23 protein-coding genes, 1 tRNA gene and 2 pseudogenes are annotated in these 26,894 nt (G+C 69.4%); 17 read left to right on the top strand and 9 right to left on the bottom strand.

Annotated elements, in window-relative coordinates; translation table 11 throughout:
- Window positions 1-22 precede the first annotated feature (22 nt).
- The 4 genes from AB0C16_RS01115 to AB0C16_RS01100 all read right to left on the bottom strand — a co-directional run bounded on the left by AB0C16_RS01115 (window position 23) and on the right by AB0C16_RS01100 (window position 4,633).
- A complete protein-coding gene (locus AB0C16_RS01115; protein WP_357677499.1) occupies window positions 23-1,069 on the bottom strand; it encodes a 2-oxoacid:ferredoxin oxidoreductase subunit beta in 1,047 nt (348 codons plus the stop codon).
- Window positions 1,062-2,906, bottom strand: coding sequence for a 2-oxoacid:acceptor oxidoreductase subunit alpha (locus AB0C16_RS01110; RefSeq protein ID WP_357677497.1), 1,845 nt, complete (start codon window positions 2,904-2,906; stop codon window positions 1,062-1,064). The genes AB0C16_RS01115 and AB0C16_RS01110 overlap by 8 nt, the downstream gene beginning before the upstream one ends.
- Before the next feature lie 123 nt (window positions 2,907-3,029).
- Complete coding sequence (locus AB0C16_RS01105) at window positions 3,030-3,125, bottom strand: putative leader peptide (protein ID WP_357677495.1); 96 nt, start codon at window positions 3,123-3,125, stop codon at window positions 3,030-3,032.
- Between the two features lie 44 nt (window positions 3,126-3,169).
- Window positions 3,170-4,633 carry a polysaccharide deacetylase family protein gene (locus AB0C16_RS01100; protein WP_357677494.1) on the bottom strand — a complete coding sequence of 488 codons (1,464 nt, stop codon included), beginning with the start codon at window positions 4,631-4,633 and terminating at the stop codon, window positions 3,170-3,172.
- Window positions 4,634-4,754: 121 nt separating this feature from the next.
- On the opposite strand from AB0C16_RS01100, the gene ndhC reads away from it, so the two are divergent.
- The 5 genes from ndhC to AB0C16_RS01075 all read left to right on the top strand — a co-directional run bounded on the left by ndhC (window position 4,755) and on the right by AB0C16_RS01075 (window position 8,528).
- On the top strand, window positions 4,755-5,126 hold the full coding sequence (gene ndhC, locus AB0C16_RS01095) for an NADH-quinone oxidoreductase subunit A (RefSeq protein ID WP_357677493.1): 372 nt from the start codon (window positions 4,755-4,757) through the stop codon (window positions 5,124-5,126).
- 157 nt (window positions 5,127-5,283) lie between these two features.
- Entirely contained in the window at window positions 5,284-5,751 is a 468-nt protein-coding gene (locus tag AB0C16_RS01090; protein WP_357677710.1) for an NADH-quinone oxidoreductase subunit B family protein, read from the top strand.
- Window positions 5,748-6,269: an NADH-quinone oxidoreductase subunit C gene (locus tag AB0C16_RS01085; protein ID WP_357677492.1), complete on the top strand. Its 522-nt coding sequence runs from the start codon at window positions 5,748-5,750 to the stop codon at window positions 6,267-6,269. Before AB0C16_RS01090 ends, AB0C16_RS01085 begins: the two co-directional genes overlap by 4 nt.
- On the top strand, window positions 6,262-7,203 hold the full coding sequence (nuoH, locus tag AB0C16_RS01080) for an NADH-quinone oxidoreductase subunit NuoH (RefSeq protein ID WP_357677490.1): 942 nt from the start codon (window positions 6,262-6,264) through the stop codon (window positions 7,201-7,203). The genes AB0C16_RS01085 and nuoH overlap by 8 nt, the downstream gene beginning before the upstream one ends.
- An 86-nt stretch (window positions 7,204-7,289) precedes the next feature.
- Window positions 7,290-8,528 carry a hypothetical protein gene (locus tag AB0C16_RS01075; RefSeq protein WP_357677488.1) on the top strand — a complete coding sequence of 413 codons (1,239 nt, stop codon included), beginning with the start codon at window positions 7,290-7,292 and terminating at the stop codon, window positions 8,526-8,528.
- 58 nt (window positions 8,529-8,586) lie between these two features.
- Here AB0C16_RS01075 and AB0C16_RS01070 read toward each other — a convergent pair whose 3' ends face one another.
- Window positions 8,587-9,789, bottom strand: a complete 1,203-nt coding sequence (locus tag AB0C16_RS01070; protein WP_357677485.1) for a serine/threonine-protein kinase — start codon at window positions 9,787-9,789, stop codon at window positions 8,587-8,589.
- Here AB0C16_RS01070 and AB0C16_RS01065 point away from each other — a divergent pair.
- The 7 genes and pseudogenes from AB0C16_RS01065 to htpX all read left to right on the top strand — a co-directional run bounded on the left by AB0C16_RS01065 (window position 9,788) and on the right by htpX (window position 19,070).
- Window positions 9,788-11,470, top strand: coding sequence for a 4Fe-4S binding protein (locus AB0C16_RS01065; RefSeq protein ID WP_357677484.1), 1,683 nt, complete (start codon window positions 9,788-9,790; stop codon window positions 11,468-11,470). The two genes, AB0C16_RS01070 and AB0C16_RS01065, sit on opposite strands and share 2 nt — an antisense overlap.
- A complete protein-coding gene (locus AB0C16_RS01060) occupies window positions 11,467-12,288 on the top strand; it encodes an NADH-quinone oxidoreductase subunit J (protein ID WP_357677482.1) in 822 nt (273 codons plus the stop codon). The genes AB0C16_RS01065 and AB0C16_RS01060 overlap by 4 nt, the downstream gene beginning before the upstream one ends.
- A pseudogene (nuoK, locus tag AB0C16_RS01055) lies at window positions 12,288-12,572 on the top strand (NADH-quinone oxidoreductase subunit NuoK); the annotation flags it as partial. The gene AB0C16_RS01060 and the pseudogene nuoK, both read left to right, overlap by 1 nt.
- A gap of 365 nt (window positions 12,573-12,937) precedes the next feature.
- Window positions 12,938-14,845 carry an NADH-quinone oxidoreductase subunit L gene (locus tag AB0C16_RS01050; RefSeq protein WP_357677479.1) on the top strand — a complete coding sequence of 636 codons (1,908 nt, stop codon included), beginning with the start codon at window positions 12,938-12,940 and terminating at the stop codon, window positions 14,843-14,845.
- Window positions 14,842-16,524, top strand: a complete 1,683-nt coding sequence (locus AB0C16_RS01045) for an NADH-quinone oxidoreductase subunit M (RefSeq protein ID WP_357677477.1) — start codon at window positions 14,842-14,844, stop codon at window positions 16,522-16,524. The genes AB0C16_RS01050 and AB0C16_RS01045 overlap by 4 nt, the downstream gene beginning before the upstream one ends.
- Window positions 16,521-18,119: an NADH-quinone oxidoreductase subunit N gene (locus AB0C16_RS01040; protein ID WP_357677476.1), complete on the top strand. Its 1,599-nt coding sequence runs from the start codon at window positions 16,521-16,523 to the stop codon at window positions 18,117-18,119. The genes AB0C16_RS01045 and AB0C16_RS01040 overlap by 4 nt, the downstream gene beginning before the upstream one ends.
- A gap of 99 nt (window positions 18,120-18,218) precedes the next feature.
- On the top strand, window positions 18,219-19,070 hold the full coding sequence (htpX, locus tag AB0C16_RS01035; protein WP_357677474.1) for a zinc metalloprotease HtpX: 852 nt from the start codon (window positions 18,219-18,221) through the stop codon (window positions 19,068-19,070).
- A gap of 113 nt (window positions 19,071-19,183) precedes the next feature.
- On the opposite strand, the gene AB0C16_RS01030 is transcribed toward htpX, so the two are convergent.
- Window positions 19,184-20,344 carry an OmpA family protein gene (locus AB0C16_RS01030; protein WP_357677472.1) on the bottom strand — a complete coding sequence of 387 codons (1,161 nt, stop codon included), beginning with the start codon at window positions 20,342-20,344 and terminating at the stop codon, window positions 19,184-19,186.
- A 97-nt stretch (window positions 20,345-20,441) separates the two neighbouring features.
- On the opposite strand from AB0C16_RS01030, the gene AB0C16_RS01025 reads away from it, so the two are divergent.
- Window positions 20,442-21,929: a hypothetical protein gene (locus tag AB0C16_RS01025; RefSeq protein WP_357677470.1), complete on the top strand. Its 1,488-nt coding sequence runs from the start codon at window positions 20,442-20,444 to the stop codon at window positions 21,927-21,929.
- Here AB0C16_RS01025 and AB0C16_RS01020 read toward each other — a convergent pair.
- Window positions 21,904-22,374 (bottom strand): NUDIX domain-containing protein, encoded by a 471-nt coding sequence (locus tag AB0C16_RS01020; RefSeq protein WP_357677468.1) that lies wholly within the window; start codon window positions 22,372-22,374, stop codon window positions 21,904-21,906. The two genes, AB0C16_RS01025 and AB0C16_RS01020, sit on opposite strands and share 26 nt — an antisense overlap.
- Before the next feature lie 144 nt (window positions 22,375-22,518).
- Between AB0C16_RS01020 and AB0C16_RS01015 the strand changes: the two genes are divergently transcribed.
- The gene (locus tag AB0C16_RS01015) at window positions 22,519-23,370 is read left to right on the top strand and encodes a patatin-like phospholipase family protein (protein WP_357677465.1); all 852 of its coding nucleotides are present in this window, start codon (window positions 22,519-22,521) and stop codon (window positions 23,368-23,370) included.
- A gap of 95 nt (window positions 23,371-23,465) precedes the next feature.
- On the opposite strand, the gene AB0C16_RS01010 is transcribed toward AB0C16_RS01015, so the two are convergent.
- A complete protein-coding gene (locus AB0C16_RS01010) occupies window positions 23,466-23,966 on the bottom strand; it encodes a YajQ family cyclic di-GMP-binding protein (protein WP_357677463.1) in 501 nt (166 codons plus the stop codon).
- A 333-nt stretch (window positions 23,967-24,299) separates the two neighbouring features.
- Here AB0C16_RS01010 and AB0C16_RS01005 point away from each other — a divergent pair, with 333 nt between their 5' ends.
- Window positions 24,300-24,578: a sulfotransferase gene (locus AB0C16_RS01005; RefSeq protein WP_357677461.1), complete on the top strand. Its 279-nt coding sequence runs from the start codon at window positions 24,300-24,302 to the stop codon at window positions 24,576-24,578.
- 87 nt (window positions 24,579-24,665) lie between these two features.
- Window positions 24,666-24,750 (top strand) — tRNA-Tyr (locus AB0C16_RS01000).
- Between the two features lie 113 nt (window positions 24,751-24,863).
- Here AB0C16_RS01000 and AB0C16_RS00995 read toward each other — a convergent pair.
- A pseudogene (locus AB0C16_RS00995) lies at window positions 24,864-25,568 on the bottom strand (replication initiator); the annotation flags it as partial.
- A 590-nt stretch (window positions 25,569-26,158) separates the two neighbouring features.
- Here AB0C16_RS00995 and AB0C16_RS00990 point away from each other — a divergent pair.
- A complete protein-coding gene (locus tag AB0C16_RS00990) occupies window positions 26,159-26,404 on the top strand; it encodes a hypothetical protein (protein ID WP_357677458.1) in 246 nt (81 codons plus the stop codon).
- Window positions 26,405-26,894: the final 490 nt, after the last annotated feature.

Below are 26,894 nucleotides of genomic sequence, written 5' to 3'. Positions count from 1 at the left end.
CGAGCGGCGGCGCCCCGCGAACTCAGCCGATGCGCCAGGTGTCGCCGCCCACGAGCAGCTCGCCGAGGTCGCCCGGCCCCTTCTGGGCCATGGCCTCGTCCAGCTGCTCGGCCATCAGCACGTCGTACGCCGGCCGGTCGACCTGACGGAAGATGCCGATCGGCACGTGCTCGAAGGACGGCTCGTCGAGCCGCGACAGCGCGAACGCCAGCGACGGGTCGGGGTTGTGCGCGTCGTGGACCAGGATGCGGTCGGCGGCGGCCTCGGCCCTCGGGACCACCTCGATGCCGCCGTTGGCGGCGCGGACGACCGCCTTGGACGCCGACGCGATCGGCTGCCCGTGCTCCAGCCGCAGCGTGATCTCGTCGCGGACCTCGGGGTCCTTCAGCGGCTCGAAGGCGTTGTCGTTGAAGATGTTGCAGTTCTGGTAGATCTCCACCAGCGAGGTGCCGCGGTGGGCGGTCGCCTCGCGCAGCACCGACTGCAGGTGCTTGCGGTCGGAGTCGAGGGTCCTGGCCACGAACGAGGCCTCGGCGCCGAGGGCCAGCGAGATCGGGTTGAACGGCTTGTCCAGCGAGCCCATCGGCGTCGACTTGGTGATCTTGCCGACCTCGGAGGTGGGAGAGTACTGGCCCTTGGTCAGGCCGTAGATCCTGTTGTTGAACAGCAGGATGTTGAGGTTGACGTTGCGGCGCAGCGCGTGGATCAGGTGGTTGCCACCGATCGACAGCGCGTCGCCGTCACCCGTGATCACCCAGACGGACAGGTCGGGCCTGCTGGCCGCGAGCCCGGTCGCGATCGCCGGCGCGCGGCCGTGGATCGAGTGGAAGCCGTAGGTGTTGAGGTAGTAGGGGAAGCGCGACGAGCAGCCGATGCCGGAGACGAACACGATGTTCTCGCGCCGCAGCCCCAGCTCGGGCAGGAAGCTCTGCACCGCGGCGAGGATCGCGTAGTCGCCGCAGCCGGGGCACCAGCGCACCTCCTGGTCGGACTTGAAGTCCTTCAGGGTCTGCTTGGCGTCGGTCTTGGGGATGAGCTTCAGGCCCTTCCCGTTTACCAGCTCAGTCACTGTCGATCACGTCCTGGATCACTCCGGCCAGCTCTTCGGCCTTGAACGGCAGGCCGCGCACCCGGTTGTAGCTGATGATGTCGACGAGGTAGCGGGCCCGCAGCAGCAGCGCCAGCTGGCCGAGGTTGATCTCGGGCAGCAGCACCTTGTCGTAGCGGCGCAGCACGTCACCGGTGTTGGCGGGGAGCGGGTTGAGGTGGCGCAGGTGCGCCTGCGCGATCTTGCCGCCGCCCTTCCTGATGCGCCGCACGGCCGCCGCGATCGGGCCGTAGGTGGAGCCCCAGCCGAGGACGAGCACGCGGGCCTCGCCGTCGGGGTCGTCGACGTCCAGGTCGGGCACGTCGATCCCGCTGATCTTGGCCGCGCGCAGCCTGACCATCAGGTCGTGGTTGTTGGGGTCGTAGGAGATGTTGCCCGTGCCGTCGGCCTTCTCGATGCCGCCGATCCGGTGCTCCAGACCCGCGGTGCCGGGGATGGCCCAGGGCCGGGCGAGGGTGTCGGGGTCGCGCTTGAACGGCAGGAACTCGCCGTCCGCGCCGTTGGGAGCAGTCGTGAAATCTTGCGAGATATCCGGCAAGTCGGAAACCTCGGGCAGTCGCCAGGGCTCCGATCCGTTGGCCAGGTAGCCGTCCGAGAGCAGCATGACCGGGGTGCGGTACTTCACCGCGATCCTGGCCGCCTCGATGGCCGCGTCGAAGCAGTCGCTGGGCGACATCGGCGCCACGATCGGCACCGGCGACTCGCCGTTGCGGCCGAACATGGCCATCAGCAGGTCGGTCTGCTCCGTCTTGGTCGGCATGCCGGTGCTCGGCCCGGCCCGCTGCACGTCGACCACGATCAGCGGCAGCTCGGTGGTGACCGCCAGGCCGACGGTCTCGGCCTTGAGCGCCACCCCGGGACCCGACGTCGTCGTGACGCCGAGCGCCCCGCCGAACGCCGCGCCCAGCGCCGCGCCGACACCCGCGATCTCGTCCTCCGCCTGGAAGGTGCGGATGCCGAACTCCTTGTGCCGCGACAGCTCGTGCAGGATGTCGCTGGCCGGGGTGATCGGGTAGGAGCCGAGGAACAACGGCAGCTTCGACTGCACCGAGGCCGCGATCAGGCCGTAGGCCAGGGCCTGGTTGCCGGAGATGTTGCGGTAGACGCCCGGGGTCAGCCTGGCCGGCTTGACCTCGTACGACACCGAGAACGACTCGGTGGTCTCGCCGTAGTTCCAGCCGGCCTGGAAGGCCGCGATGTTGGCCTTGGCGATCTCGGGCTTCTTGGCGAACTTCTGCTGCAGGAACGTGATCGTGTGCTCGGTCGGGCGGTGGTAGAGCCAGGACAGCAGGCCGAGGGCGAACATGTTCTTGGAACGCTCCGCGTCCTTCTTGGACAGGTCGAAGCCTTCGAGGGCCTTGACCGTCAAGGACGTCAGCGGCACCGCGTGGACGCGCCACTCGCTGAGCGAGTCGTCGTCGAGCGGGCTGGCGGCGTAGCCGACCTTCTGCAGGTTGCGCTTGGTGAACTCGTCGGTGTTGGCGATGATGTCGGCGCCGCGCGGCAGGTCACCGAGGTTGGCCTTGAGTGCGGCGGGGTTCATCGCGACGAGCACGTTGGGGGCGTCGCCGGGGGTGAGAATGTCGTGGTCGGCGAAGTGAAGCTGGAAACTCGACACACCCGGCAGGGTCCCTGCGGGCGCGCGGATCTCGGCCGGGAAGTTGGGCAGCGTCGACAGGTCGTTGCCGAACTCGGCCGTGCCCGCGGTGAAACGGTCGCCGGTGAGCTGCATGCCGTCGCCGGAGTCTCCGGCGAATCTGATGATCACGCGGTCGAGTTGCTGGACCTGCTTAGTCACAGCTCAGTCCTCCTCGACGCGCCAGGGCGCGGTCGCTGTGGCGCGTAGTCAGTTTCCATGCTAGATCCTCGCGAGGTTCAACACGTTTCCCTCGCCGCAAATGCGGGTAAACGTGATGGGCGTTCAGGGGGTAGCGGGAGATCCGTAAACGTGACACAGCCCGGAGGCGAGCCTGCACAGGTCCACGTGCAGACGGGCGAAGAGGACGGTACGGGTCACGAGCGCCAACTATACGTCCCCCCTGAGCGTGGGCTGAGTCAGGGCTACCCTCGCGTCTCGTCCGTCCCTGACGGATACAGATGTCCGGCCACCATCCCTGCGGGGCCGTACAGCTCTGGAACAGTGACGAACACGTAACCCTTCCCGCGAAGCCTTTTTAGCATGTCCGGAATCGCCTCGACTGTCGGGCGATGGGTGTCGCGCAGCAAAATGATCGCCCCGTTTCGGGCACCCTTGACGGCGCGCGTGGCGATCGCCTCCGGGCTGTCGCCCGGCCGGTCGAGCAGGTCGACGTCGGAGCCGACCAGCGCGAGCCCCATCTCCCGCGCCACGTCCAGCACGTCGGCGTTCACAGCCCCGTACGGCGCGCGTACCAGCTTGGGCGTCTGCCCGATGGCGGTGGTCAGCACGTCCGCGGTCCGCGCCAGCGAGTCGCTGATCTTGCTCGTGGGCAGCTTCGACAGGTCCCGGTGCGACCAGCCGTGGTTGCCGACCAGGTGCCCCTCGTCCCGCATGCGGCGCAGCAGGCCGGGGTCGGCCGCGGCGTTGGAGCCGACCGTGAAGAACGTCGCCCGCGCGCCCGCCTCCCGCAGCGCGTCGAGCGCCTTAGCCGTGTCGGGGCCCGGCCCGTCGGCGAAGGTCAGCGCCACGCACTTGACCTTCGCGCAGTCCACCGTGCCCGCCATCGAGCTGGCGGCGTCGGGGGCGGGCGCCGGTTCCGTCCGCCGCGGCGGCACGGCCTCCGCGGGCTCCACGGGCCGCCGTCCGCGCTCCCGCGCGCTGTCCCGCGCCCGGCGGCCCGTCTCCGACAGCAGCGGCTCCGCCTTCTTCGCGGGCACGGCCACCGCCAGCCGCCCCAGCGAGCAGGGCCCGAGCTGGCAGTCGTCGAACTCCACCACGAGCTCGCCGGCCCGGTTGAACGCCATCGAGTCGAACGCGTCGCCCTTGACCGACAGCCGGCTCCAGTCCACCGTGGGGCCCCGGTCCTTCAGCTCGTCCTTGACCAGTCCCGTCAGCTCGCCGAGGGCCGCCTCGCCGGAGAGCAGCCCGGTCGAGCCGACCGCGGTGCGGCTCTCGCGGTCGTACCAGAGCGTTCTGGTGGAGTTGGTCCAGTCGGCGCCGAGGTGGCGGCCGGTGCGCAGCCGTACCCCGACGACCTGGGAGGAGGCGGCGGTGAGCTGCCAGTCGACGTTCAGCTCGTGACGAGCGGAGCGAGGAGGAGAGGAGGAGCCGGACGTGGCGCCCGCGCTCGGGCCGGTCGCGGCGCGGAAGGTGCGTAGCAGGCGCGCGGCCTCCTCGCGCAGCGCCTCGTTGAGCCGTGGGGTGTCCTTCAGTTGGGGGTAGCTGATGTAGACGTGCCGGTCGCCGTTCTCGGCCAGCGTGCCGGTGGTCAGGCCGGCGACCTCGGCGGGATCGACAAAGTCGATCATGGTCGGCTCTGCTGGGACGAGGACGTCCCGCTCGGGGGAAGCGGAGGCCAGCCCGCAACCCGCTGCGCTGACGGCCATCAACGCGATTCCTCCGAAGAATCGCATTATGTGCATGGATGTCACATTATGAGGTCAAAAACGCCTTTTGCCGTGATTTGGGGCTATGGGGTCAGAGGCTTGACTGGGTTACGATCGCGACATGGACGGCTACTTCGGGTCCTACCTGCTGGTCGCCGCGCTGTTCGCGATCGGCGTGGCCATCGTGGCCGGGGCCCTCCTGGTCAACCGCCTGCTGCGCCCGACCAGGCCCACGCCCGAGAAGCTGACCAGCTACGAGTGCGGCGTCGATCCCGTGGGCGACGGCTGGGCGCAGTCCCAGGTCCGCTACTACGTCTTCACCTACCTGTACGTGATCTTCGCCGTCGACGCGGTCTTCCTCTTCCCCTGGGCCACGGTGTTCGACGCGCCCGGATTCGGGCTGACGACGCTGGTCGAGATGTTCGTCTTCCTGGGCGTCATCGCGCTCGGCATCCTCTACGCCTGGCGCAAGCGCGTGCTGAGCTGGACCTAGATCGACTCGCCCGCGCACCCCTCGTGACCTCCCCGGCGAGGCCGGGCGAGCGGTCTCCTTTGCCTGACCAGCAATTCGAGGAAGAATGGGCGGTATGGCAGCAACGGATCTCCCGATGCCCACGGTCGGGCCGGGCTCACGGCTGGCGCCCAAGCCCATGCGCTTCATCCTCAACTGGGGGCGGCGCTATTCGCTGTGGGTGTTCAACTTCGGGCTGGCCTGCTGCGCCATCGAGTTCATCGCGACCTCGGCGAGCCGGCACGACTTCATCAGGTTCGGGGTGATCCCGTTCGCCAACGGCCCCCGGCAGGCCGACCTGATGATCGTCTCGGGCACGGTCACCGACAAGATGGCCCCCGCCGTCAAACGGCTCTACGAGCAGATGCCCGACCCCAAGTACGTGATCTCGTTCGGGGCCTGCTCCAACACCGGCGGCCCCTACTGGGACTCCTACTGCGTGACCAACGGCGTCGACCAGATCATCCCCGTCGACGTCTACGTGCCCGGCTGCCCGCCCAGGCCCGAGGCGCTGCTCTACGGGATCATGAAGCTGCAGGAGAAGATCGCCGGAGAGAAGCTCGGCGACCGCTACCTGTGGTCCCGCGCCCACGGGGAGGAGGCGTGAGCCTCTCCGAGCGGGCCCAGCTCTCCGAGACCTACGGCGAGACCACGGCCGACTTGGACCCCGGCGACTGGATCGACGTCCTGACCGAGCTCCGCGACACCGGCTACACCTTCTTCGACTGGCTGACCGGGGTCGACGACCCGCCCGACGGCTTCCACGTCGTCGCCCACCTCTACGATCCGGTCGCCTGCCGGCGGCTGCTGGTGCGCACCCGGATCCCGCGCGCCGACCCGCGGCTGCCCTCGGCCGTGGGCGTCTTCCGGGGCGCCGACTGGCACGAGCGCGAGACGTACGAGATGTTCGGCGTGACCTTCGACGGCCACCCCTACCTGGTGCCGCTGCTGCTGCCCGACGGGTTCGAGGGCCACCCGCTGCGCAAGGACTTCATCCTCGCCGCCCGCGTCGCCAAGGCGTGGCCCGGCGCCAAGGAGCCCGGCGAGTCGGGACACGGAGCGCCCAGCCGCCGCAAGACGCTTCCGCCCGGAGTCCCGGCCGACTGGGGGACACCCGATGCTTGACGTGGTGCTGACCTTCGCCGTCATCCTCGTCGTCTTCCTGGTGCTGCCGCTGATCATCGGGCAGACCGAGCACAAGGTGATGGCCCACATGCAGTCACGCCTCGGGCCGATGTACGCCGGCGGCTTCCACGGCTGGGCGCAGCTGATCGCCGACGGGGTGAAGTTCGCGCAGAAGGAGGACGTCATCCCGGCCGCCGCCGACCGGCGGATCTTCATGATCGCCCCTGGCGTGGCGCTGGTGCCGTACCTCGTCGTGATGATCGCCATCCCCCTCGACAAGGGCCTGGTCGGCGTCGACCTCGACCTGGGCCTGTTCTTCGTGCTCGCGGTGATGGGCGTCGGCGTGCTCGGCTCGATCATCGCCGGGTGGGCCTCGGCCAACAAATACTCCCTGCTCGGCGGCATGCGATCGGCCGCCCAGCTCATGTCGTACGAGCTGCCGCTGGTGCTGGCCGCCTCCTCGGCGGCGATGGCCGCGGGCACCCTCTCCCTGCCCGGCATCGTCGAGGCCTGGCAGTGGTGGTGGCTGCCCTGGCAGGCGATCGGCGGCGTGGTGTTCTTCATGGCCGGGCTGGCCGAGCTGCGCCGCCCGCCGTTCGACATGCCGATCGCCGAGTCCGAGATCATCATGGGCCCGATGACCGAATACACCGGCATGCGGTTCGCCCTGTTCATGCTCTCCGAGTACGTCGGCATCGTCGTGCTGTCGTTCCTGACCACCGTGCTGTTCCTCGGTGGCTGGCACGGGCCGCTGCTGCCCGGCTGGCTGTGGACCCTGGGCAAGGTGTTCCTGCTGGCCTTCGTGGTGATCTGGCTGCGGGTGACCTTTCCCCGGCTGCGCGAAGACCAGCTGCAGAAGCTCGCCTGGGCCGTGCTGGTGCCCCTGGCCCTCGCCCAGCTCGCGCTCACCGGCGTGGTGAAGGTCATGATCTGACCGATTCTTCCCGTTCTCCCTGCCCGTTCATTTGTGATAGGGAGGAAGCGGGCCTTACGGGGATGTGACCTATCTTGCGCGCTTGGGTGCGGCCACTCGGGGAAGAGACGAAGACCGCGTTGTTCTGGGACGGGCACGCGCTTACGGCCACGGACGACGCCGCGCGCCTCGCGATACGGGTCAAACCGGTCGCGCTCTACTACTACTCCTACGTTCAGGACCACGCCGAGAAGCTGAGCGAGGTCATCGGCGGCCTCGCCGCCCTCGACGCCGACGGTCTCGTCCTCGTCGATCTGCCCGGCCCGTGGGACCGCCGGCACGTGGCGGCCTTCACCGCGACGACCGGCCTCCGTTTCGTGGACGGGCACCACGACCCGCCCCGCCGGACCCGGGCGGTCCTCGCCGGACGTGCCCCCGGCTGGCGACGCCTGCACGGCCGCGACCGGCCGTTCCTCAGCCGATGGCGCGCGCCGGTGGCCATCTGCGCCGGAGTCGTCGGGCTGGGCGTGATGGCCTACCTCACCTCGACCGGCGCCTGGATGGCCTGGCGCGGGCTCGCCACCGTGGGCCGGCTCGCGCTCGACCTGATCGACGCCAAGTGGCTGATGATCGCCTTCAGCCCGGCGCTCCTGGTGTTACGGCCCGTGATGGCCCGCGTCCAGAGGTGGCGGATCCGGAACGGAACCGTGTTAGGGCAGGCGGGCGGGGCGCATCTGACGGTCAAGCAGGGGAAGCTGCGGATCGGGCGAGGCAAGGAGGCGATCCCCGAGCTGCGCGTCGGGGTCCACCGCTCGGAAGCCTCCACCCTCCTCCTCTACCGCTACGACCCCCCACCCACCTCCACGCCCCTTTACGGCTACGACCCCCCACCCACCTCCACGCCCCTTTACGGCTACGACCCCCCACCCACCTCCACGCACATCAGCGCTCATCCGCTCCCGCCGAACCCTGCCACGGGTCTCACCCCAGCAGGTCTGCCGGACTCGCCGAACACATCCCCGGCTTCGCCGCACTCCGGCCCGCCACCCCCTCCTGCGCCGGGCCCTGCGCCGTCGGGTGTCGACGTGCCGGGTTCTGTGCCGTCGGATGTCGACGTGACCAGAGACTCCGTTCGGGTGCCCGTCGCGCCCGCGTCGATTCCATCCGCGGTGGGGCTCTTCGTCCTGGACGGGGTCGGGCAGCCGCTCCATCACCTTCCGGGGCCGTGGGACGTCGGTACGGTCCATCGATTCGCTCAGCGATACAACCTGAGGCTGGCCGTACACCGGGTGTCGCGTGAGGAATACCTCCAACTGGTCCGGACGTGCCGAGAGGCGACACCCTGAGCGGCGGCCCGGCGCGTCGGCGGCGAGAACAGGCTCCACCGCCTGATGGCCGGCATGGTCAGTGCACGATGGCCAGCATCACGTCCGAGGCGGAGGGCCGGTCGAGGGGACTCTTTTGGAGGCAGGAGCCCGCGACACCCCGGAGGGTGGGCGGTAAAGGGGATAAGTCTGGATGAACGGTCAACACCCGGTTGAACACCGCGGGCACCGAGTCCTCGCCGAACGGCGGCCGCCCCGTGGCCGCGAACATCATCGTCACCGCCCAGCTGAACACGTCGGAGGCCGGCCCCACCTGCTCCCCGGTCAGTTGCTCGGGCGACATGTACGGTGGCGTGCCGACCATCTTCCCGGACGTCATGGTCACCTGGTCGAGCGCGCGAGCGATGCCGAAGTCGATCACTCGCGGCCCGTCGTGCCCGATGAGCACGTTGCTCGGCTTGAAGTCGCGGTGCACGATCCCCGCCTTGTGGATGGCGGCCAGCGCCCCGGCTGTGGACAACGCCAGCCGGGTCAGGCTGCCCTCGTCACGCGGGCCGTGGCGCCGTACGAGCTGCTCCAGTGATGGGCCGTCGACGTATTCGCTGACGATGTAGGCGTGCTGGCCCGTGATGCTCACGTCGAGCAGCCGGGCTGTGGAGAACGTCGCCACCCTGCGCGCGGCGTCGACCTCCCTGGCGAACCTCATCCGAGCCGTCTCGTCCACCAGGTCGTGCAGGACTTTCACCGCGACCTGCACCCCGTTGGGCGCCATCGCGAGATAGACCGCGCCCTGTCCGCCTCGCCCGAGCGAACGGAGCACGCGGTAGTGCCCGATCCATTCGGGCTCACCCGGCCGCCGGTGGGTGCTGGGAGAGGTGGTGCGCTGGTGCGGATCGGTGTGTGGATATCCGGGTCGCTGGTGAGGAGCCGGATGTGGATAGACCGGCTGCCGGTGCCGGGCCCTGGCCATCGCCGGAACCAGGATGCCCGAGTGGATGACCCCGCCCAGCCAACTGACCATGAGCGCCACAGAGACCAGCGTGGACATCGGCTCCGGGATGTCGTCGAACTCGGTGTAACCCATCACCGCGATGACGAACGAACCGATGCAGACCGTGTACGCGGCAGTGGCGAGCACCAGCCACACGCTGCGCAACCAGTAGGCGGCGAACCCGATCGTGAACGGGGCCGCCAGGCCGCACGTGAACAGCGGCAGGACCGCCCACCCCACGGCGGCGGTCCACGCCAGACCGCTGGGGCCGCGCGGATGGGTGTTCGACATGGCGGCAGGTTATCGTCCCGTACTTGCCTATATCGGCTGTGGACCCATGTTGTGGATAACCTCCCCCAAGCCTGTGGATAGCTGTGGAAAACCTGGGGACAGAGTCTCCTGCTCATTCACCTGCGCCGCCAAGTGCGCCATGATGTTGAATATGGGACGGATACCGGGAGTCGGACTCGCAAAGGGGCTGTCCATCACCCTCCGCCACATGCTGCGCAAATCCGTCACGCAGCAGTATCCCGAGGTCAAGCCCGCCCTCCCGCCTCGCAGCCGGGGGGTGATCGCCCTAGTCGAGGAGAATTGCACCTCTTGCATGCTGTGTGCGAGAGAGTGTCCCGATTGGTGCATCTACATCGATTCCCACAAGGAGACGATCCCGGCCCCCGAGGGCGGTCGCCCCCGCCAGCGCAACGTCCTCGACCGCTTCGCCATCGATTTCGCCCTGTGCATGTACTGCGGTATCTGCATCGAGGTGTGCCCGTTCGACGCGCTGTTCTGGTCTCCCGAGTTCGAGTACGCCGAGGGCGACATCCGTAATCTCCTGCACGAGAAGGACCGGCTCGCGACCTGGGTTCCCACTGTCCCACCCCCTCCCGCCCACGACCCCGGCGCCGAGCCGCCCAAGGAGCTCACGGCCGCCCCTCGCCGCCCGGGCGCCGCTCCGGCTCGCCCTGCATCCTCCCGCCGCCCTCGCCCCGACACCCCGGCTCCACCGGCGAGTACGCGGCAGCCCGTTGACGACACAACGAGCACCGAACAACGCCCACCCGGTACGCCGGACAAGCACACACCCGCCCCCTCAACCCCCGAGACCACATCCTCGGGAACTTCGATCTCCGGAACTTCCACTCCCGAGACCACATCCTCCGGGTCCTCGACCTCCGGAACTTCGATCTCGGAGACCACATCCCCCGGGTCCTCGACCTCCGGAACTTCGATCTCGGAGACCACATCCTCCGAGCCCTTGACCTCCGGGACCGCATCTTCCGGGCCCATAACCTCCGGAACTTCGACCTCCGGGAGTTTGCCCTCGGGCGCCCCGGCCTCCGGGGCGGCGGTTCCGGGGACGGCGACATCTGAGACCGCGCCTTCCGGGAGCGCGCCTGCGGAAACCACGTCTGCGGAAACGGTGTCGTCGGAAGGCGCGGCTTCCGAGGATGAGCCTTCAGGCGCTGTGACCTCTGGAGATGTGAGCCGGGGGACGGCGTCATCCGAGACGGCGGCCCCAGCAACTGCCTCCCAGGACCAGAGAGCGTCCGAGGCGGAGGGCCCCGAGAGTGGCGCGTCCGAGGGGACGATGTCCGAGGCGGAGGGCCCCGGGACTGGGACGGCCGAGAGGGCGATGTCCGAGGCGGAGGGCCCCGGGACTGGGACGGCCGAGAGGGCGATGTCCGAGGCGAGGGGTGAGGCAGCGGGTTCCGAGACGGGCGGCGAGCCGTCTGGAGCCGGGCCAGACCGCACACCGCCCTCGGAGCGCCCCCAGAACGGCCCGTCATCCACAGGCAAGCCGGCAGAGGAAGAGTTGTCCACAGCCTCGGGAGAGCCGCGCCCGGACCCCGGCTCGAAGGAGCAGACTGCAGGCCCGAGGCCGCGCAGGCGCCGGATGGCCGACCCTCGATCCATCCGCCCGCCCGGGCGACTCGACCCTGACGGGACAAGGGAGTCCGAGGAGGATTCGTGATCGAGGAGGTGCCCTCCTACCTGTCACCCACGGGGCAAGAAGTCGTCCTCTTGCTGCTGGGTGCGGTGGCGGTCGGATCGGCGCTGCTCGTTGTCACGACCCGCCAACTCGTTCACGCCGCCCTGTGGCTGGTGGTCTCCTTCGGTGCGCTGGCCGGATGCTACCTCGTTCTGACAGCCGAGTTCGTCGCCTGGGTCCAGGTGCTCATCTATGTGGGCGCCGTCGTGGTTCTGATGCTGTTCGGGATCATGCTCACCCGCGCCCCGATCGGCCGCTCCGCCGACCTCGACAGCGGCAACCGGGTGGTGGCCGCGGTAGTGGCGCTGGCGACGGCAGCCATCCTGGTCACGGTGGTGATCGACGGCTTCCACATGGCCTACACCCCTCTGACGCCCGGCGCGGGCGCGGCGAAAGAGCTCGGAGCCAGCGTGTTCAGCACATGGGTGCTGCCCTTCGAGGCCCTGTCCGTGCTGCTCCTGGCCGCCCTGATCGGCGCCATCGTGCTGTCCCGCACGGACATTCCCGGCGGCGCCCCGCCCGCCCAACCCAGCCCCTCAACCGCCCCACCCGGGAAGCGAGCCGCTCCGCCCGCGAGTCCGGCCGTTCCGTCTGGCAGTACGGCCACGCCGTCCGCGAGTCCAGCCGTTCCGTCTGGGGATCCGGTCGAGCGAAGCGGGGCTTCGGTCGAGCGGGGCGGGGCTTCGGTCGAGCGAAGCGGGGCTTCGGTAGCCGATGAGACCGGGGGACCGGCCCGTCAGGTCGGCGGTTCGACCGACCACTCCCGCGACTCGCCACCTGACCGCACCGGGGGGCATTAGTGCACATCGTCTACCCGGCGGTCATCTCCGCACTCCTCTTCTCTGTCGGCGTCTACGGCGTCCTCGCACGTCGCAACACGATTCTCGTGCTGATGTCGGTCGAGCTGATGCTCAACGCCGTCAATCTCAACCTGGTCGCGTTCGACGTGTGGCTGCGTGACCGGCTGCACAGCGGTCAAGTGCTCACGCTCTTCGTCATCGTCATCGCGGCCGCCGAGGTGGGCGTGGGCCTGGCGATCGTCCTGGCCCTTTACCGAAACCGCAGGACCGTCGACATCGACCAGCTCCGTGACCTGGCCGAGCCCACCGCACCACCGGCAGACTCGACGGACGCAACCGGACGGCCGTGGGCCCCCAGCGATCACTCCCTTGATCTCGGCGAGCCCGCCGGCCCTGCATCGAGGGCGACCCAGTCCAGCGACGGCCCGCTTGCGACCGCCCCCGGACCCGTGATCACACGCATCGGCCACACACCTGCGACCGAGTCCGTCGATCACCCCGTGGCCGAGCCGCCCGAGCAGACGGGCACTCCCAGGGCGCCATCCGACGAGCCACACGAGCCCGCGGAGCGCCATCCCGCCCAGCCGCCGGCCGGCCCGTCGGGCAACGGGCGTGGAGACGAGCGGCCCGCCGAGCGAGGGGGAAAGCTGTGACGATCTTCCCGCTGCTGGCCGTACTCCTGCCCTTCGTCGCGGCCTTCGCGGGCCTGCTCCTCTCGCGCCGGCCGCATTTCCGGTCACCGGGCACCCCCGAGACGCGGAGAGCGGCAGGCCGTCGACGGGCCGCGTGGTTCGCGGTGTTCCCGACGGCAGCCTCCGCCGTGCTGGCCACCTGGCTGGCCTGGGGCCCCGGCTTCGCGTTCCTCGAGGGGGCCTCGCCGGGAGAACCCGTCGGCCGCACCTACGGCACGATCGTCACCGGTGGCATCCCGATCTCGCTGACCCTCCAGGCCGACGACCTGTCCGCCATCCTCGGCGTCCTGGTGACGTTCGTGGCGCTGGCCGTCCAGGTCTACTCGGTCGGCTACCTCCACGACGACCCGCGCTATCCCTCCTACAGCGCCTTCATCAGCCTGTTCACCAGCGCGATGCTGCTCGTCGTCTACGCGGGCGACCTTCTGGTCCTCTACGTGGGCTGGGAGATCATGGGCCTCTGCTCCTACCTCCTCATCGGACACTGGTGGGAAGACCGGGCCAATTCGCGGGCAGCGGTCAAGGCCTTCCTGGTGACGCGGCTGGGTGACGTCGGCTTCCTGTTCGGCATCTTCGTGCTCGGCGTCTCGGCGGGCAGCTTCCGCATCGCCGACGTGCTGGCCAAGGTGCCCGAGATGTCCGCGGGCACGCTGGTGGCCGCCACGATGCTGCTGCTCGCCGGGGTGGCGGGCAAGAGCGCCCAGGTGCCTTTGCACACCTGGCTGCCCGACGCCATGGCCGGACCGACGCCGATCAGCGCGCTGATCCACGCGGCCACCATGGTCGCGGCCGGGATCTTCATCGTGGCCAGGCTCTTTCCCGCCTTCCTGGCCGCTCGCCCGACGCTCGACGTGCTCGCCGTCATCGCCGCCCTCGGCATGCTCGGCGCCGCCCTGGCCGCGCTCGCCCAGGACGACCTGAAACGGGTGCTCGCCTACTCCACGGTCAGCCAGCTCGCCTACATGGCCGGAGGGCTCGCGGCCGGGTCGGACAGCGCCGCGATCTTCCACCTGCTCACTCACGGCGCGTTCAAGGCGCTGCTGTTCCTCTGCGCGGGCGCGGTGATCCACCACGTCGGCTCCAACCTGATGAGTCAGATGGGCGGGCTCCGGCGGACGCTACCGGTCACGTTCGTGACGATGACGGTGGGGTTCGCCGCCCTCACGGGCATCCCACCGGCCAGCGGATTCTTCAGCAAGGACGCGCTCCTGCTCACGATGGAACGCGCGCTGACGGGTGGCCGCCTGACGGACGCCGCCGCCCTGCTGCTGTACGGCTGCGCGCTCGCGACGGTCGCCGTCACCGGCGCCTACGCCACCAGGGCCTGGCTGCGCACGTTCCTCGGCGAGGCCAGGGTGGTCGCGCTGCCCGAGCCCGAACCCGGCACGGCCCACGTGGTCGACGTCCGCGAGGCGCCGAGGACGATGCTGGTGCCCATCGTGCTGCTGGCGGTCCCCGCCCTGCTGCTCGGGTTCGCCGGAGGGGTGCACCTCGATCTGGGGGTGGCCGCCATCAGCGTCGTGCTCACGCTGCTCGGCGGCGGGGTCGTCTACGCGTTCTGGCGCGGCGATCCGGCGGCCGATCCGGCACGCGTGCTCGGTCCGTTCCTGGGGCCGTGCGAGCGGGCGTTCTACGTCGACGGCCTCTACGCCGCCGTGTTCGTGCGCCCGGTGCTGGCGCTGGCCAGGCTCGTGGTCCGGACCGACGACCGGGTGGTGGACGGCGCGGTGCGCGGCTCGGGACGCACGATGCAGGGCCTGTCCGGGATGTTGCGGCTGGTCCAGAACGGCAACGTCCAGCTCTACGTGACCGGCCTGCTGGCCGGAGTCCTGTTGATCGTGGTCGGGGCGGTGGTGTTCGCATGATGGGCTGGCTTCCCGTCGCGCTGCTCGCCGTCCCGTTGCTCGGAGCCTCGCTGCTGCTGATCTCGCCCGGGTCGCTCCGGCCGGTGCTGCGCGTCTACGGGCTCGCCTTTTCGGGCCTCACGCTGGCGCTCGCCGTGATGCTGGCGGCGACGTTCGACTACGCGCAGGCCGCCCGGCCGCAGTTCACCGTCGACCAGCCGTGGATCCCGGGCCTCGACCTCCGGTTCCACCTGGGGGTCGACGGCATCTCGCTGCCGCTGGTGGTGCTGACGGCCCTGCTGACGTTCCTCTGCTTCGCCTACCTGAGCTGGGGCGACGCGCGCGGCCCCGGCCAGCTTCGGGCCTCCGCCACCGGCAGGCCGAGAGCGCTGGTGTTCACGCTGCTCGTCCTCGAAGTCGGCATGATCGGCACGTTCCTGGCCCTCGACCTGCTGCTGTTCTTCGTGTTCTTCGAGATCGTGCTGATCCCGATGTACTTCCTGATCGCCATCTGGGGAGGCAGGGGCCGCCGGGGCGCGGCGATCAAGTTCATCCTCTACACACTGCTCGGCTCGGTCGTGATGCTGCTCGGCCTGCTGCTCATCTGGTCCCAGACCGGCACCCTGGACATCGTCGCCCTCGGTCAGGCACACGGCGCGGGCATGTCGAGGGCGGTGCAGATTCTCGCGTTCGCGGCGGTGGGGATCGGCCTGGCGGTCAAGACGCCCATGTGGCCGCTGCACACGTGGCTCCCGGACGCGCACACCGAGGCGCCGACCGTCGGTTCGGTGCTGCTGGCCGGGGTGCTGCTGAAGATGGGCACCTACGGATTCGCCAGGATCGCCATCCCCGTCCTGCCCGAGGGAGCGGTGGCGATCGCGCCGTGGCTGGGAGCCCTGGCGGTGGTCGGCATCGTCTACGGCTCCCTGGCCTGCCTCGCCCAGCGCGATCTCAAACGGATGATCGCCTATTCCTCCGTGGGGCACATGGGGTTCGTGCTGCTCGGGTTCGCCACGCTGACCACGGTGGGCATCAACGGCGCCCTGTTCGCCAACGTCGCCCACGGCCTGATCACCGGCCTGCTGTTCTTCCTGGCCGGCGCGATCAAGGAACGGTACGGCACGGCCGACATGCCGTCGCTGGGCGGCGGCATGCTGGCCACGCTGCCGCACCTGGGCGCGGTCCTCACCTTCGCCGCGATCGCCTCGCTCGGCATCCCCGGGCTGGCCGGGTTCTGGGGGGAGATGCTGTCCCTCTTGGGCGCCTTCCAGCCGGCCGAGGCGTTGCCGCGCGGGCTGTTCCTCGTCTTCATGGTGATCGGCGGGCTCGGGGCGGTGCTGACGGCGGCGTACTTCCTCGTCATGCTGTCCCGCGTGACCCACGGCCTACCGGCCCGGACGGTCCCCAGCCTGGTCGCGACGCACCCCGGCCCGGCGGAGGAGCCGCCCGCTTCGGCTGCGGGTCTCGGCCCGGATGGGCCGGGCGCCGGGGCAGAGGCGGCCGGTGAGCGGCCGGAGGCGTCCGAGACGGAGCCGTTCGTCCCCGAGGCGACGATCGAGGGCATGCGCGACATCAGGGGCTACGAGCTGGTCGCCTGGGTGCCGTTGATCGTGCTGATCCTGGTGTTCGGACTCTGGCCCAAGCTGCTCCTCTCGCTCACCACACCGGCCGTGCAGACCCTGCTGGGAGCCCTGTCATGATCCAGCAGATCCACTACTTCGTGATCGCTCCACCTCTGGTGCTGGCGCTCGCGGCCGGGCTCGTGCTGCTGCTCGACGCCTTCCTCCCAGCCGGTCGGCGGACCACGGCGGGCCTGGGGCTGATCACCCTCGCCGGGGTCCTCGCCGCCCTGGGTTTCGTCGTGGCGCAGGCCGCCCGAGGCGGGCAGACGCTTGCCACGTTCTGCGTCCCGGACGGCCTCGCCAGGGCCGCGGGCGCCGCTGTGCCGGCGAGCGCCGCGGCGCGGGAAGCCGGAGACGGCGCCGGGTTGTGCTCGTTCGTGGCCGACCGGTTCACCCTGATCTTCGCCGGGGTGGTGCTCGTGGCCGCCGTGGTGGTCGTGCTGATGTCGATGACCGAGCTGGCCGGCGGCGGCATCCCGGTCGGAGAGTGGTACTTCCTCCTGCTCTGCACCCTCGTCGGCGCGGTGACTCTACCCGCCTCGCGCGACCTGATCATGCTCGTGGTGGCCCTCGAGCTGGTGTCGCTCCCGGTCTTCGCCCTCACCGCGCTGAAACGCTACGACGGCCGCTCGTCGGAGGCCGCGATCAAGCTGTTCCTGGTCTCGGTCGTGTCCACGGCGATCATGCTGTTCGGGGTCTCCCTGCTGTACGGCGTCGCGGGCTCGGTCCACCTCTCCCGGATCGCCGCCGTCCTCAGCGGCGCCGGCCCGCCCCCGGAGGCGTTCGCACCGGCACTGGAGGCCGCCCACGGGCTGCCGGCCGTCGTCACGGTCGGCGTCGTGCTGGTCACGGCCGGGTTCGGGTTCAAGATCGCCGCGGTGCCGTTCCATGCCTGGGCGCCGGACGTCTACCAGGGCGCGCCCATCCCGATCGCCGCCCTGCTCTCGGTGATCTCCAAGGCGGCCGGGTTCGCGGGCCTGATCCTGCTGCTGGTCACCGCCCTGGCCGGGCAGTCCACCACCTGGTCGCCGATCATCGCGATCGTCGCCGCGCTCACCATGACGGTGGGCAACCTGCTGGCCATGCGCCAGCGTTCCGCCGTGCGGCTGCTGGCCTGGTCCTCGGTCGCGCAGTCGGGCTACATCCTGGCTCCGATCGCGGTGGCGTCCCGAACAGGCAGGTCAGGCGATGCCCTGCTGACCGGAGCGGTGGGCGCCTCCGTCGCCTACCTGGTCATCTACGCGGCGATGAACCTGGGCGCGTTCGCCGTGGTCATGATCGTCTCCAGGACGGCGCCGCGCAACGAGCTCGACGACTACCGGGGGCTCGTCTTCCACAGCCCCGTGGTGGCGCTCGTGCTGGCGTTCTGCCTGATCTGCCTGGCCGGGCTCCCGCCGGGGCTGGCCGGTCTCTTCGCCAAGATCGTGGTCTTCCGCGAGCTCGTGGACGGCGGGGCCGGCTGGCTGGCGGTGGTCATGGCGGTCAACACGGTGATCGGGCTCTACTACTACGTCGTCTGGGCAGGCCGGCTCTTCACCCCCGCCCCCGCCGTCACCGCCGCCCGCCGGACGTTTCCCGCCACCTGGGTGGCCGCCGGGCTCGCGGTCGCCCTGGCCGTCGTGTTCTCCGTCGCGCCCCAGCTGGTGCTCGACCTGGCCACGGCTTCGGGATAGCCGTACGGTGGCGCTCCGCCGACGGGGGAGCACGCGGGGAACGTTGTACCGGGGGATGGTCGTTGGACCTGGTGAACCCGCACTACGAAGGGGGGAACCTTGCACCACAACGGTCTGCGCACCGCCGTCCTGCTCGGCGGACTGTCAGCGCTTATCCTCGCGGTGGGCGCGTGGCTGGGCGGCAGCACCGGCCTGCAGATCGCGTTCGTGCTGGCCGTGGCCGGCAACGGCTTCGCGTACTTCTTCTCCGACCGGATCGCGCTGTCCGCCATGCGGGCACGCCCGGTGAGCGAGGTCGAGCAGCCCACCCTCTACCGCATCGTGCGCGAGCTCTCCACCCAGGCTCGCCAGCCGATGCCGCGCCTCTACATCTCGCCGACCGTCCAGCCCAACGCGTTCGCCACCGGCCGGACCCCCCGCCAGGCCGCCATCTGCGTGACGTACGGGCTGACGCGGTTGCTCGACGAGCGGGAGCTGCGCGGGGTGATCGGGCACGAGCTGTCTCACGTGTACAACCGCGACATCCTGATCTCCTCCGTGGCCGGCGCCCTGGCCACGATGATCACCTGGCTCAGCTACGTGGCCGTCTTCTTCGGCGGCTCCGACGACGACGAGGGCCCCGGTTTCCTGGGCGCGCTGCTCATGATGTTGCTCGGACCAGTCGCGGCGGGCATGGTTCAGATGGCGATCTCCCGTACGCGGGAATACCAGGCCGACGAGTCGGGAGCCATGCTGACCGGCGACCCGCTCGCGCTGGCCTCGGCGCTGCGCAAGATCGAGATGGGTGCCCGCCGGCTGCCCCTTCCCGAGAACAGCCGCCTCACCTCGGCCTCCCACATGATGATCGCCAACCCGTTCAGCGGCTCAGGCTTCGGCCGCCTGTTCTCGTCGCACCCACCCACGTCCGAGCGGGTGGCCCGGCTCGAGCGCATGGCCGGCTACCGCCGCTAGAGGATCGCACCGCCGAGCCGGGCGAGCCAGAGGATCGCGCCGCCATAGGGACGCGCCGCCAGAGCATCGCACCGCCAGAGGGCCGCGCCGCCAGACGTCACGTCCGATGGAGGTCACGTCGCGACCGAGATGACCACCCGCCGGTTCTTCGCCCGGCCCGCCGGATCGTCACTCCCGTCCGCCTTGGTGTTCGGCACGACCGGCTTGCTCTCGCCGTACCCCGTGGCCCTGAGCAGCGATCTCTGGATGCCGCCCTTGGTGGCCAGCCAGTCGACGACGGCCTGGGCGCGCCGTTCGGAAAGGGGCTGGTTGTGGGAGTCGTCGCCCTTGGCGTCGGTGTGGCCGTCGACCCGGATGGGCGCCCCGTTGGCCCCCTTCGCGGTGATCTGCCCGGCGATCTGCTTGAGCGCGGCCACCGCGCCGGGCTTGATCGTGGCGCTGTCGAAGTCGAAGAGCACGTCCGCCTTGATGTTGTAGGCGATCGAGCCGTCCCCTTCGTATACCTCACTCTTGCCGATCTCGTACGACTTCAGCTCCGCCCCCGGGATGTCCACGCCCGGGACGTTCACCCCGGGCACGCTCAATCCCGGCACCTCCACGGCCGGGATGCACTCGCGCTGCGCGTTGCACGCCGAGGGCCGGATGAGGAACCGCCGCACCAGGAAGGGGCGGACGAGGAAGGGCCGGACGAGGAACGGCCGGATCACGAAGGGCACCAGCCCGCCGTCCTTGGGCTTGACCTGGCACACCTCGGGAGTCGAAACCCCCTCGGCGTACTGTGCCTCGGCTTTGCCGCCCTCGGCGCGGACGGGCGCGAGCTTGATCCCGCCCGCGTCCACGCCGGGGATCTCGACGGGCGGGATCTCCACCCCGGGGATCATCGTCGGCGGGATCGACGCCGCACCCAGGCATCCACCGGGTGCGGGCTTGATCTCGGTGCACTGCGCGGGCACCCGCTGCGCCGGGATGTCCACCCCGGGGATGGTCACCGCCGGGATGACCTCGCCGCCGATCTTCGCCTCCGGGATCAGCACCGGGTCCGCGTGCACGGCGGGGATCTCGACCGCCGGGATGAGCCGGCCGTTCGGGCAGCTCGTCGGCTCGGGCCCGCCGGTGGTCGCGCCAGGAGTCGGCGTGGGCGCGGAGCCGGTGACCTGGGAGGAGGGCTGCTGCCGTTCCTCGCCCCCGCCGGCGACCGGACGCTCAGGCATGAGCCCGCACGAGGCGAGCATGGCGACCACCACTGTGACGGTGATCGCGACCGCGAGTCGCATATCAGACCTCCGGGAGAATCGACCACAGGAGCACCGATGCTAGGAGATTGACCTTCAGAACCCGCATAGCCGCCAAGCCTGCGCCAGAATCTCGGGCATGGGACGACCTCCACGACTGAGCGCGGCCGAGCGCAGGCTCTGGGACGCCTTTCCCACCGGTGAGTTCGTGGAGTTGGCTCCGGTCAAGAGCGGCGTCGGCCGTCCAGCCGGGGAGAACGCGCCAACGGACGGCGACACATGGGGCCCCGAGCGGACCATCCGGGCCAAGGTGATCACGTCGCTGCTGCTCGGCGCCCACGACCCGGGCGCCGGCGTGGTCCCCGCGATACGGCTGCGTGGCGCCAGGATCACCGGCCCGCTCACGATCCTGGGCGGCAACGTGGAGCACGAGCTCGTGCTCAGCGGCTGCCACCTGGACGAACCCGTCCAGCTCACAGGTACGACCACCCGCACGGTCCGGCTGACCGACTGCGCCTTACCCGGGTTCAGCGGCGGCGGGATGCGGGTCGCCGGGCACCTCAGCCTGTCCGGCTCGAACATCACCGGCACCGTCCGCATCGCCCGCGCCCAGTTCGAGAGCGGGCTCTGGCTGACCGGCACCAAGGTGACCGCCGACGACGAGTGGGCCCTCTACGCGGGCTCGATGGTGGTCGAAGCCGGGGCGAACCTGAAGAACGCCGACTTCACCGGCGGTGTCCGCCTGGTCGGCGCCAGGCTCAACGGAGATCTCATCTTCGAGGGCGCGACCCTCCGCAATCCCGGCAAGAACGCCCTCACCGCCGACAACATGGTCGTCGAGGACACCCTGCAGTGCACCGGCGGCTTCACCGCCCTGGGCTGCCTGCGGCTGCGCGGCGCCCGGATCGGCAGCATGTTCGCGCTCAGGGGCGTCGTACGCAGCCCCGACACGTCGTACGCGCTGCACGCCAGCCACATGGAGGCCCGCGAGTTCTATCTCAGACCGGCCGAACCCATCGAGGGCGTGGTCAGCCTCGCCCACTCGCGTTTCAGCACCTTGCAGGACGACCCGGACACCTGGCCCGACAAACTCCGCCTGAACGGCCTGACCTACGACCGGTTGCGCGGCAGCGGCGTCGCCCGCAGGATCGGCTGGGTCGATCGTGATCCGGAGGGCTTCCGCCCGCAGCCGTACGAGCAACTGGCAGCCTGGTATCTCCGTGACGGAAACGACGCGCTCGCCCGCCGCACCCAGCTCGCCAAGCTTCGCGCCAGACGGCGCACGCAGGGCCGCGGCTGGCGGGTGTGGGGCCGGCTGCTCGACGCCACGGTCGGGTACGGCTATCGCCCCTGGCTGGCCGGTGTGTGGTTCGGGATCCTGCTGCTGGCCGGCACCGCGGCGTTCAGCTTCAACCCGCCGCGCGCGCTGAAGCCGGACGAAAGCCCCGTTTTCGATGCCTTCGCCTACACCTTCGACCTGCTGCTCCCGCTGCCGGCCTTCGGGCAGCGGGAGTTGTTCGACCCCGCGGGATGGACGCAGGGGCTGGCGTACGGGCTGGTCGTCTCGGGCTGGATCCTGGCCACGGCCCTGATCGCCGGCGCTACGCGGGTGCTCCGCCCCCAGTGATCTTGCGCAGGATGGACGCCAGATCCTCCGGGAAGAAGGCCTCGGCCGTGGCGTCCAGTTCCTCCGCACTCCACCACCGGTGCTCGATCGTGGTCGCCTTCTCGATCTCCTCCATGTGCTCGAACGAGACCTCCACCCGGCCGACCCGGACCGCGAAGAACGTCTGGTCCTGGACGATCGCGTACTGGTCGAAGAAGAACTCGATCGTGGTCGTGCCGTACGGGCCGGTGAACTCGTCGGCGGGAGCCCTGATCCCCACCTCTTCGTGCAACTCGCGCGCGGCGGCCTCCTGGAGCGTCTCCCCTTCCTCCAGCGCCCCGCCGATGGTGAACCAGTAGCGTCTGCCGGGCTCCGCGGGATCGAACCCGTGGAGCAGCAGGACCCGTCCGTCGTCGTCGATGGGCAGCGCACGTGCCGTGAACCTGCGCAAGGGGATCTTCGTCACACGTCGAGCTTACGGACGCCGAGGCGGTCCCGTGGCATCGACTCCGGATGAGGTCTCGCCATGACCGAAGGCCGTTAGTACATTCGTACCCTATACAGTCGTACCATCCGAGCCTCCTTTGAGGCAGGACGAGAAGGATCAGCGATGGCAGGCAGAGCCCTGGTGCTGGGCGGCGGCGGGTACGTCGGCATCGCGTGGGAGATCGGCGTCCTGGCAGGCCTGGCTGAGCACGGCGTCGACCTGAACGACGCCGACCTGATGATCGGCACCTCCGCCGGAGCCGTGGTGGCCGCCCAACTGGCCGCCGGCACAGACCTCGAGCAGCTGTACGGCAGGCAGCTCGCGCCACCGGACGGCGAGCGCACCCCCAAGCCACACCCGTTCGGCCTGGTACGCCTGCTGTGGACGCTGAGCCGGTCGAAGACCATGGCCGAGTTCGGCGCCCGGATGGGCAAGATCGCCCTGAACGCCAAGACCCCGCCGGAGGCCGAACGCCGAGCGGAGATCGCCCGCTGGCTCGGCGACATCCGCGAATGGCCGCGCCGGCCGCTGGTGATCACCGCTGTGGACGCCGAGACCGGCCAGCGCGCCACCTTCGACGCCGCGAGAGGGGCGGACCTGGTGGACTGCGTCGCGGCCAGCACCGCGGGACCGGGCACCCGACCCCCGGCCACCATCGGCGGCCGTCGATACATCGACGGCGGCATGTGCTCGCCGGCCAACATCGACCTGGCCGCCGGCTACGACCGCGTCGTCGTGCTCGCGCCCGTGACCCGTGGTGGCGGAGTCATGAGAAGTGTCCCCGACCAGCTCGCCGAGCTGGGCCCCGGCACCGAGGCGGTCCTCGTCGAGCCCGAGCCGGACACCTGGAAGCAGGTCGTCGGGAAAGGTCTCGGCGGCATGCTCGACCCGGCCCGCCGTGGCCCAGCCGCCCGAGCAGGCCGCGCCCAGGCCGACCGGGTGGCTTCCCGGATCGCTCAGGTCTGGCGCGTTTGATTACCCGATCATTACCTGAGTGATTGTCGGGGCACAGCGGAGACGAGCGCCCCTGTGCCCCGAGCTGCCCTCCGCCGACCTGCCAAGAGAGTCGGCTAACGGTAGTTGACGAACTGCAGGGCGATGTCGAGATCCTTGCCCTTGAGCAGGGAGATGACGTCCTGGAGGTCGTCCTTCTTCTTCGAGCTGACCCGGAGCTCCTCGCCCTGGATCTGGGCCTTGATGCCCTTGGGTCCCTCGTCGCGGATCATCTTGGAGATCTTCTTGGCGTTCTCCTGGTCGATGCCCTCCTTCAGGCTCACCAGCATGCGGTATTCCTTGCCGGACAGCTTGGGCTCACCAGCGTCGAGGATCTTCAGGGAGAGGCCCCGCTTGACCACCTTCTCCTTGAACACGTCGAGCGCGGCCTCGGCCCGCTCCTCGCTGTTCGCCTTGATCTCGATGTTCTCCTGACCGGACCAGCTGATGCTCGCCCCGGTGCCCTTGAAGTCGAAGCGGTGTCCGATCTCCTTGACCGTCTGGTTCAGCGCGTTGTCGACCTCCTGGCGGTCGATCTTGCTGACGATGTCGAAAGATGAATCGGCCAAAGCGCACATCCTCTCAGCTGCGAACGCATGTATGCGGTGCCCGGCTCCAGGTCTCGCGGACCACGAACGCGTCCCCGTGAACACGAACCCCAGCAAACGAGCCTAGCCAGCATCGCGCCAACGTGCAGGACGGCAGGCCCTTGCTCGCCCCTGTACGCTGACGGATGATCGCGTGTGAGCCGGTGACCAAGATCATCCTTGTGGCCCGAGATCCTGAGCTGAGGCCAGCCAGCATGATGGCCACCATCTTCCAGCAGGTCGCCCAGGGCGACACCCTGCCGGGCCGGACGATGACCCGCGTGTCGGCCCTCCTGGACGCCCGGCTGGGCGGCGCTGACCAGGATGACCCAGCTGATCACCGGAGAGCAGGTCTTCGGCGGCCACCTGGGAGATCCCGAGCACGCCCTCAAGGTGTTGACCGCCCAGATCGACGAGGTCAAGGCGTCGATCCCGCCCGGACGGCTGCTCGTCTACCAGGTCACGGTGGGCTGGGAGCCGCTCTGTGAGTTCCTCGGCACGCCGGTGCCGGACGAGCCGTTCCCGCAGGTCAACGATGCCGCAGAGTTCTCGAGGAACGCCCAGGCCGCGGTTGTGTCGCTGCTGTTCCGGCGGAGTGGGTAACCAAGATCCGGCGCGGGACAAACCGGTGTCACGTGTACCTCGGAAGTCCGCTATTCTTCTGTCTGTCGCCACGAGAGTGGATGACGAGGCAGGTTGCCCGAGTGGCCAAAGGGAGCGGTCTGTAAAACCGTCGGCTCAGCCTACGCAAGTTCGAACCTTGCACCTGCCACCAGCAGTTAGCGCAGCTCAGAGGCCCTACGGGGCCTCTTCTGCGTTTCGGGGGTGTGCAGCCATGGGCAGCCCTGAGCGGCCGTTTGTCGCCAGTCACGGGATATACACGGGATGGATCTCCGCACGCGGCAGGGTGCCCCGGATGGCCATATGCAGGTGTGGAGCCAGCCGCTTCTGAGGCTCGACAGCCGCGAAGTACTGCACGTCATAGCCCGCCACTCGGCGAAGGTTCTGCACGAACCGATCTACGAGCTTGGAGAAGTGCAGCGCGTCCCGAGCAGCGCCCCGGTAGTCGTAGGTCTCCGGATCGACCGGGACGCCGTCACGGACCTTGCCGTAACTCGGCAGGGTGAGCGTGACGAACAGCGACGGCCGGTAGGTCTTGCCCTCGGAGTCGGTGAAAGTGCGTCCAAGGGTGGTGTTGGTCATCTTGCGTTTGGGCAGGTCTGGCGCGTCCTGCCGCCGCCGCGTCGATCGGGTGCGCTTGGGCACCGCGGATCCGGTGACGCTGCCCCGCATCCCAGCGGAGTTGATCTCCTCGTCCAGGCCGGACAGGACCGCGTCCAGATCGGTGGTGTCGTCGCCGGCCTGTTCGCCGGCATCCCGCTTGGCCTGCATATCGGCGCGGAACTCGACTAGCCAGCGCTGTTCCTCGTTCGGCTCGTCCAGCGTGATCGCCGGTTCCGCTTCCAGATGCCACCCCTCACGGCACTGGGCCACGCGGAGCTGCCGATTGCGCTTGGCACACGGCGGGCACTTGCTATCGAGAACGGCTCCACATGGCACGTCGATGATTTCGGCCTTGCCGGTGACGATGTCAAGCGGCGGCGCGGCGTGCCGCCGTACCCCCGGCCCTCCGCCCGCCCGCCGTCCGGGCGTGCGGCCTGGGGGCCGGTCCCGGGCGGCGGCGGGGCACCGGGCCGGGCACCGCACGCCGGTCCCGCCGTAGTTGCCGAACGCGTCGACCGGGGTTGCCACGTCGCCGCACAGATGCAGCCCTACGATCGCCACTGCATGGTTGGCCGCCGTAGATTGCTGGGGGCGATCGACGATCCGTACTTCGTTCCTCAGCACGGCTCACTGAGCAGGGTTGTTGCGGTCCAGCTCCATGCCGAGGCCCGAATCAGCAGGAGAGATGCCGTCCCCCATGATCCGGAGAATACGCGGAATGATCTCTGAGGTAGGCCGTACGCCGCATGGCTGCACCGCAGGTCAGAGGCTGTCGGGCATCAGAACGGGTGACGCCCTGTAAAGCCGTCGGTAGCTGGTATCGCACTTACGATCGCCCGCCTGTGGCTGGCCGCCTTAAGTGGCTGGGGGCGACGGTCCAGGGCTTCGTTTCCTCAGCCCCGGCCCACCGTCATGCAGCAACCCGCCGATTCTCAGTGCGCGCGACATACGCTTGTTGTGTGGACTACATCCCGTCTCGTTACGACCAGGTCGACTTATCCGCGCAGAAGAAGACCGCAAAAGGAAACAAGGTCGTCGAGATCGTCGGCGCCATCATCGACTTACCCGCCACGGTCGGCTGGGGGATGCTGATCGGCGCATGGAAGGTATGGCAAGCGAAGGTACCGCGCCCTGTAAAGATCTTGCTTGCGGCCGTCCTACTCCCCGCAGGACTGTTGTTGCTCCTCCTGAACCTGGTCACATGATAGGGAGTATGAGGAGCGCAGCCTGAGCCGTGGGGGTTGCAGTTCAGGGTGATCCAGAGGCGTTCAGGCTAGACCGCGTATGCCCGTTGACCTGCATTGAACTGCCGGAACCATGATCGTCCGAGCTTTAATCCGCATGCTGTTCTTCCTCGTCAGGTAGAAGCTGTAATCCGCAGGCTCCAGGGGCGATCGTGGCTGGCTCTGCCTCGCGGGATATACGCGGGATGGTCTTCCCTGGTAGGGGAAAGGCGAGAGCCGTACCCCGAGGTCAGAGGCCTGATGCAGTCAGGAACGTCGGCCCGCTGTAAAACCGTCGGCTCAGCCTACGCAAGTTCGAACCTTGCACCTGCCACACGCAGTAAGTGCAGCTCAGAGGCCCTACGGGGCCTCTTCTGCCTTTCAGGGGTATGCAGCCGGATGCCGCCGTGAGCGGGCTGTTGTGGCTGGTCCACCAATATGCGTGCAATGATCTTGATCGTGTTTCCCCAGG

It is taken from the genome of Nonomuraea sp. NPDC048916 (assembly GCF_040649575.1).
Classification (GTDB): Bacteria; Actinomycetota; Actinomycetes; order Streptosporangiales; family Streptosporangiaceae; genus Nonomuraea.
Note: the sequence above shows the minus strand (reverse complement) of the source record. Positions and strands in the feature narration are given on the sequence as shown.

Coding starts and splice junctions, on each gene's coding strand:
- AB0C16_RS01010 (WP_357677463.1), bottom strand. CDS start 23,966: ATGTGCGCTTTGGCCGATTCATCTTTCGACATCGTCAGCAAGATCGAC.
- nuoH (WP_357677490.1), top strand. CDS start 6,262: ATGCTTGACGTGGTGCTGACCTTCGCCGTCATCCTCGTCGTCTTCCTG.
- ndhC (WP_357677493.1), top strand. CDS start 4,755: ATGGACGGCTACTTCGGGTCCTACCTGCTGGTCGCCGCGCTGTTCGCG.
- AB0C16_RS01025 (WP_357677470.1), top strand. CDS start 20,442: ATGGGACGACCTCCACGACTGAGCGCGGCCGAGCGCAGGCTCTGGGAC.
- AB0C16_RS01040 (WP_357677476.1), top strand. CDS start 16,521: ATGATCCAGCAGATCCACTACTTCGTGATCGCTCCACCTCTGGTGCTG.
- AB0C16_RS01065 (WP_357677484.1), top strand. CDS start 9,788: ATGGCGGCAGGTTATCGTCCCGTACTTGCCTATATCGGCTGTGGACCC.
- AB0C16_RS01030 (WP_357677472.1), bottom strand. CDS start 20,344: ATGCGACTCGCGGTCGCGATCACCGTCACAGTGGTGGTCGCCATGCTC.
- AB0C16_RS01070 (WP_357677485.1), bottom strand. CDS start 9,789: ATGTCGAACACCCATCCGCGCGGCCCCAGCGGTCTGGCGTGGACCGCC.
- AB0C16_RS01015 (WP_357677465.1), top strand. CDS start 22,519: ATGGCAGGCAGAGCCCTGGTGCTGGGCGGCGGCGGGTACGTCGGCATC.
- AB0C16_RS01005 (WP_357677461.1), top strand. CDS start 24,300: ATGACCCAGCTGATCACCGGAGAGCAGGTCTTCGGCGGCCACCTGGGA.
- AB0C16_RS01100 (WP_357677494.1), bottom strand. CDS start 4,633: ATGGCCGTCAGCGCAGCGGGTTGCGGGCTGGCCTCCGCTTCCCCCGAG.
- AB0C16_RS01045 (WP_357677477.1), top strand. CDS start 14,842: ATGATGGGCTGGCTTCCCGTCGCGCTGCTCGCCGTCCCGTTGCTCGGA.
- AB0C16_RS01090 (WP_357677710.1), top strand. CDS start 5,284: ATGCGCTTCATCCTCAACTGGGGGCGGCGCTATTCGCTGTGGGTGTTC.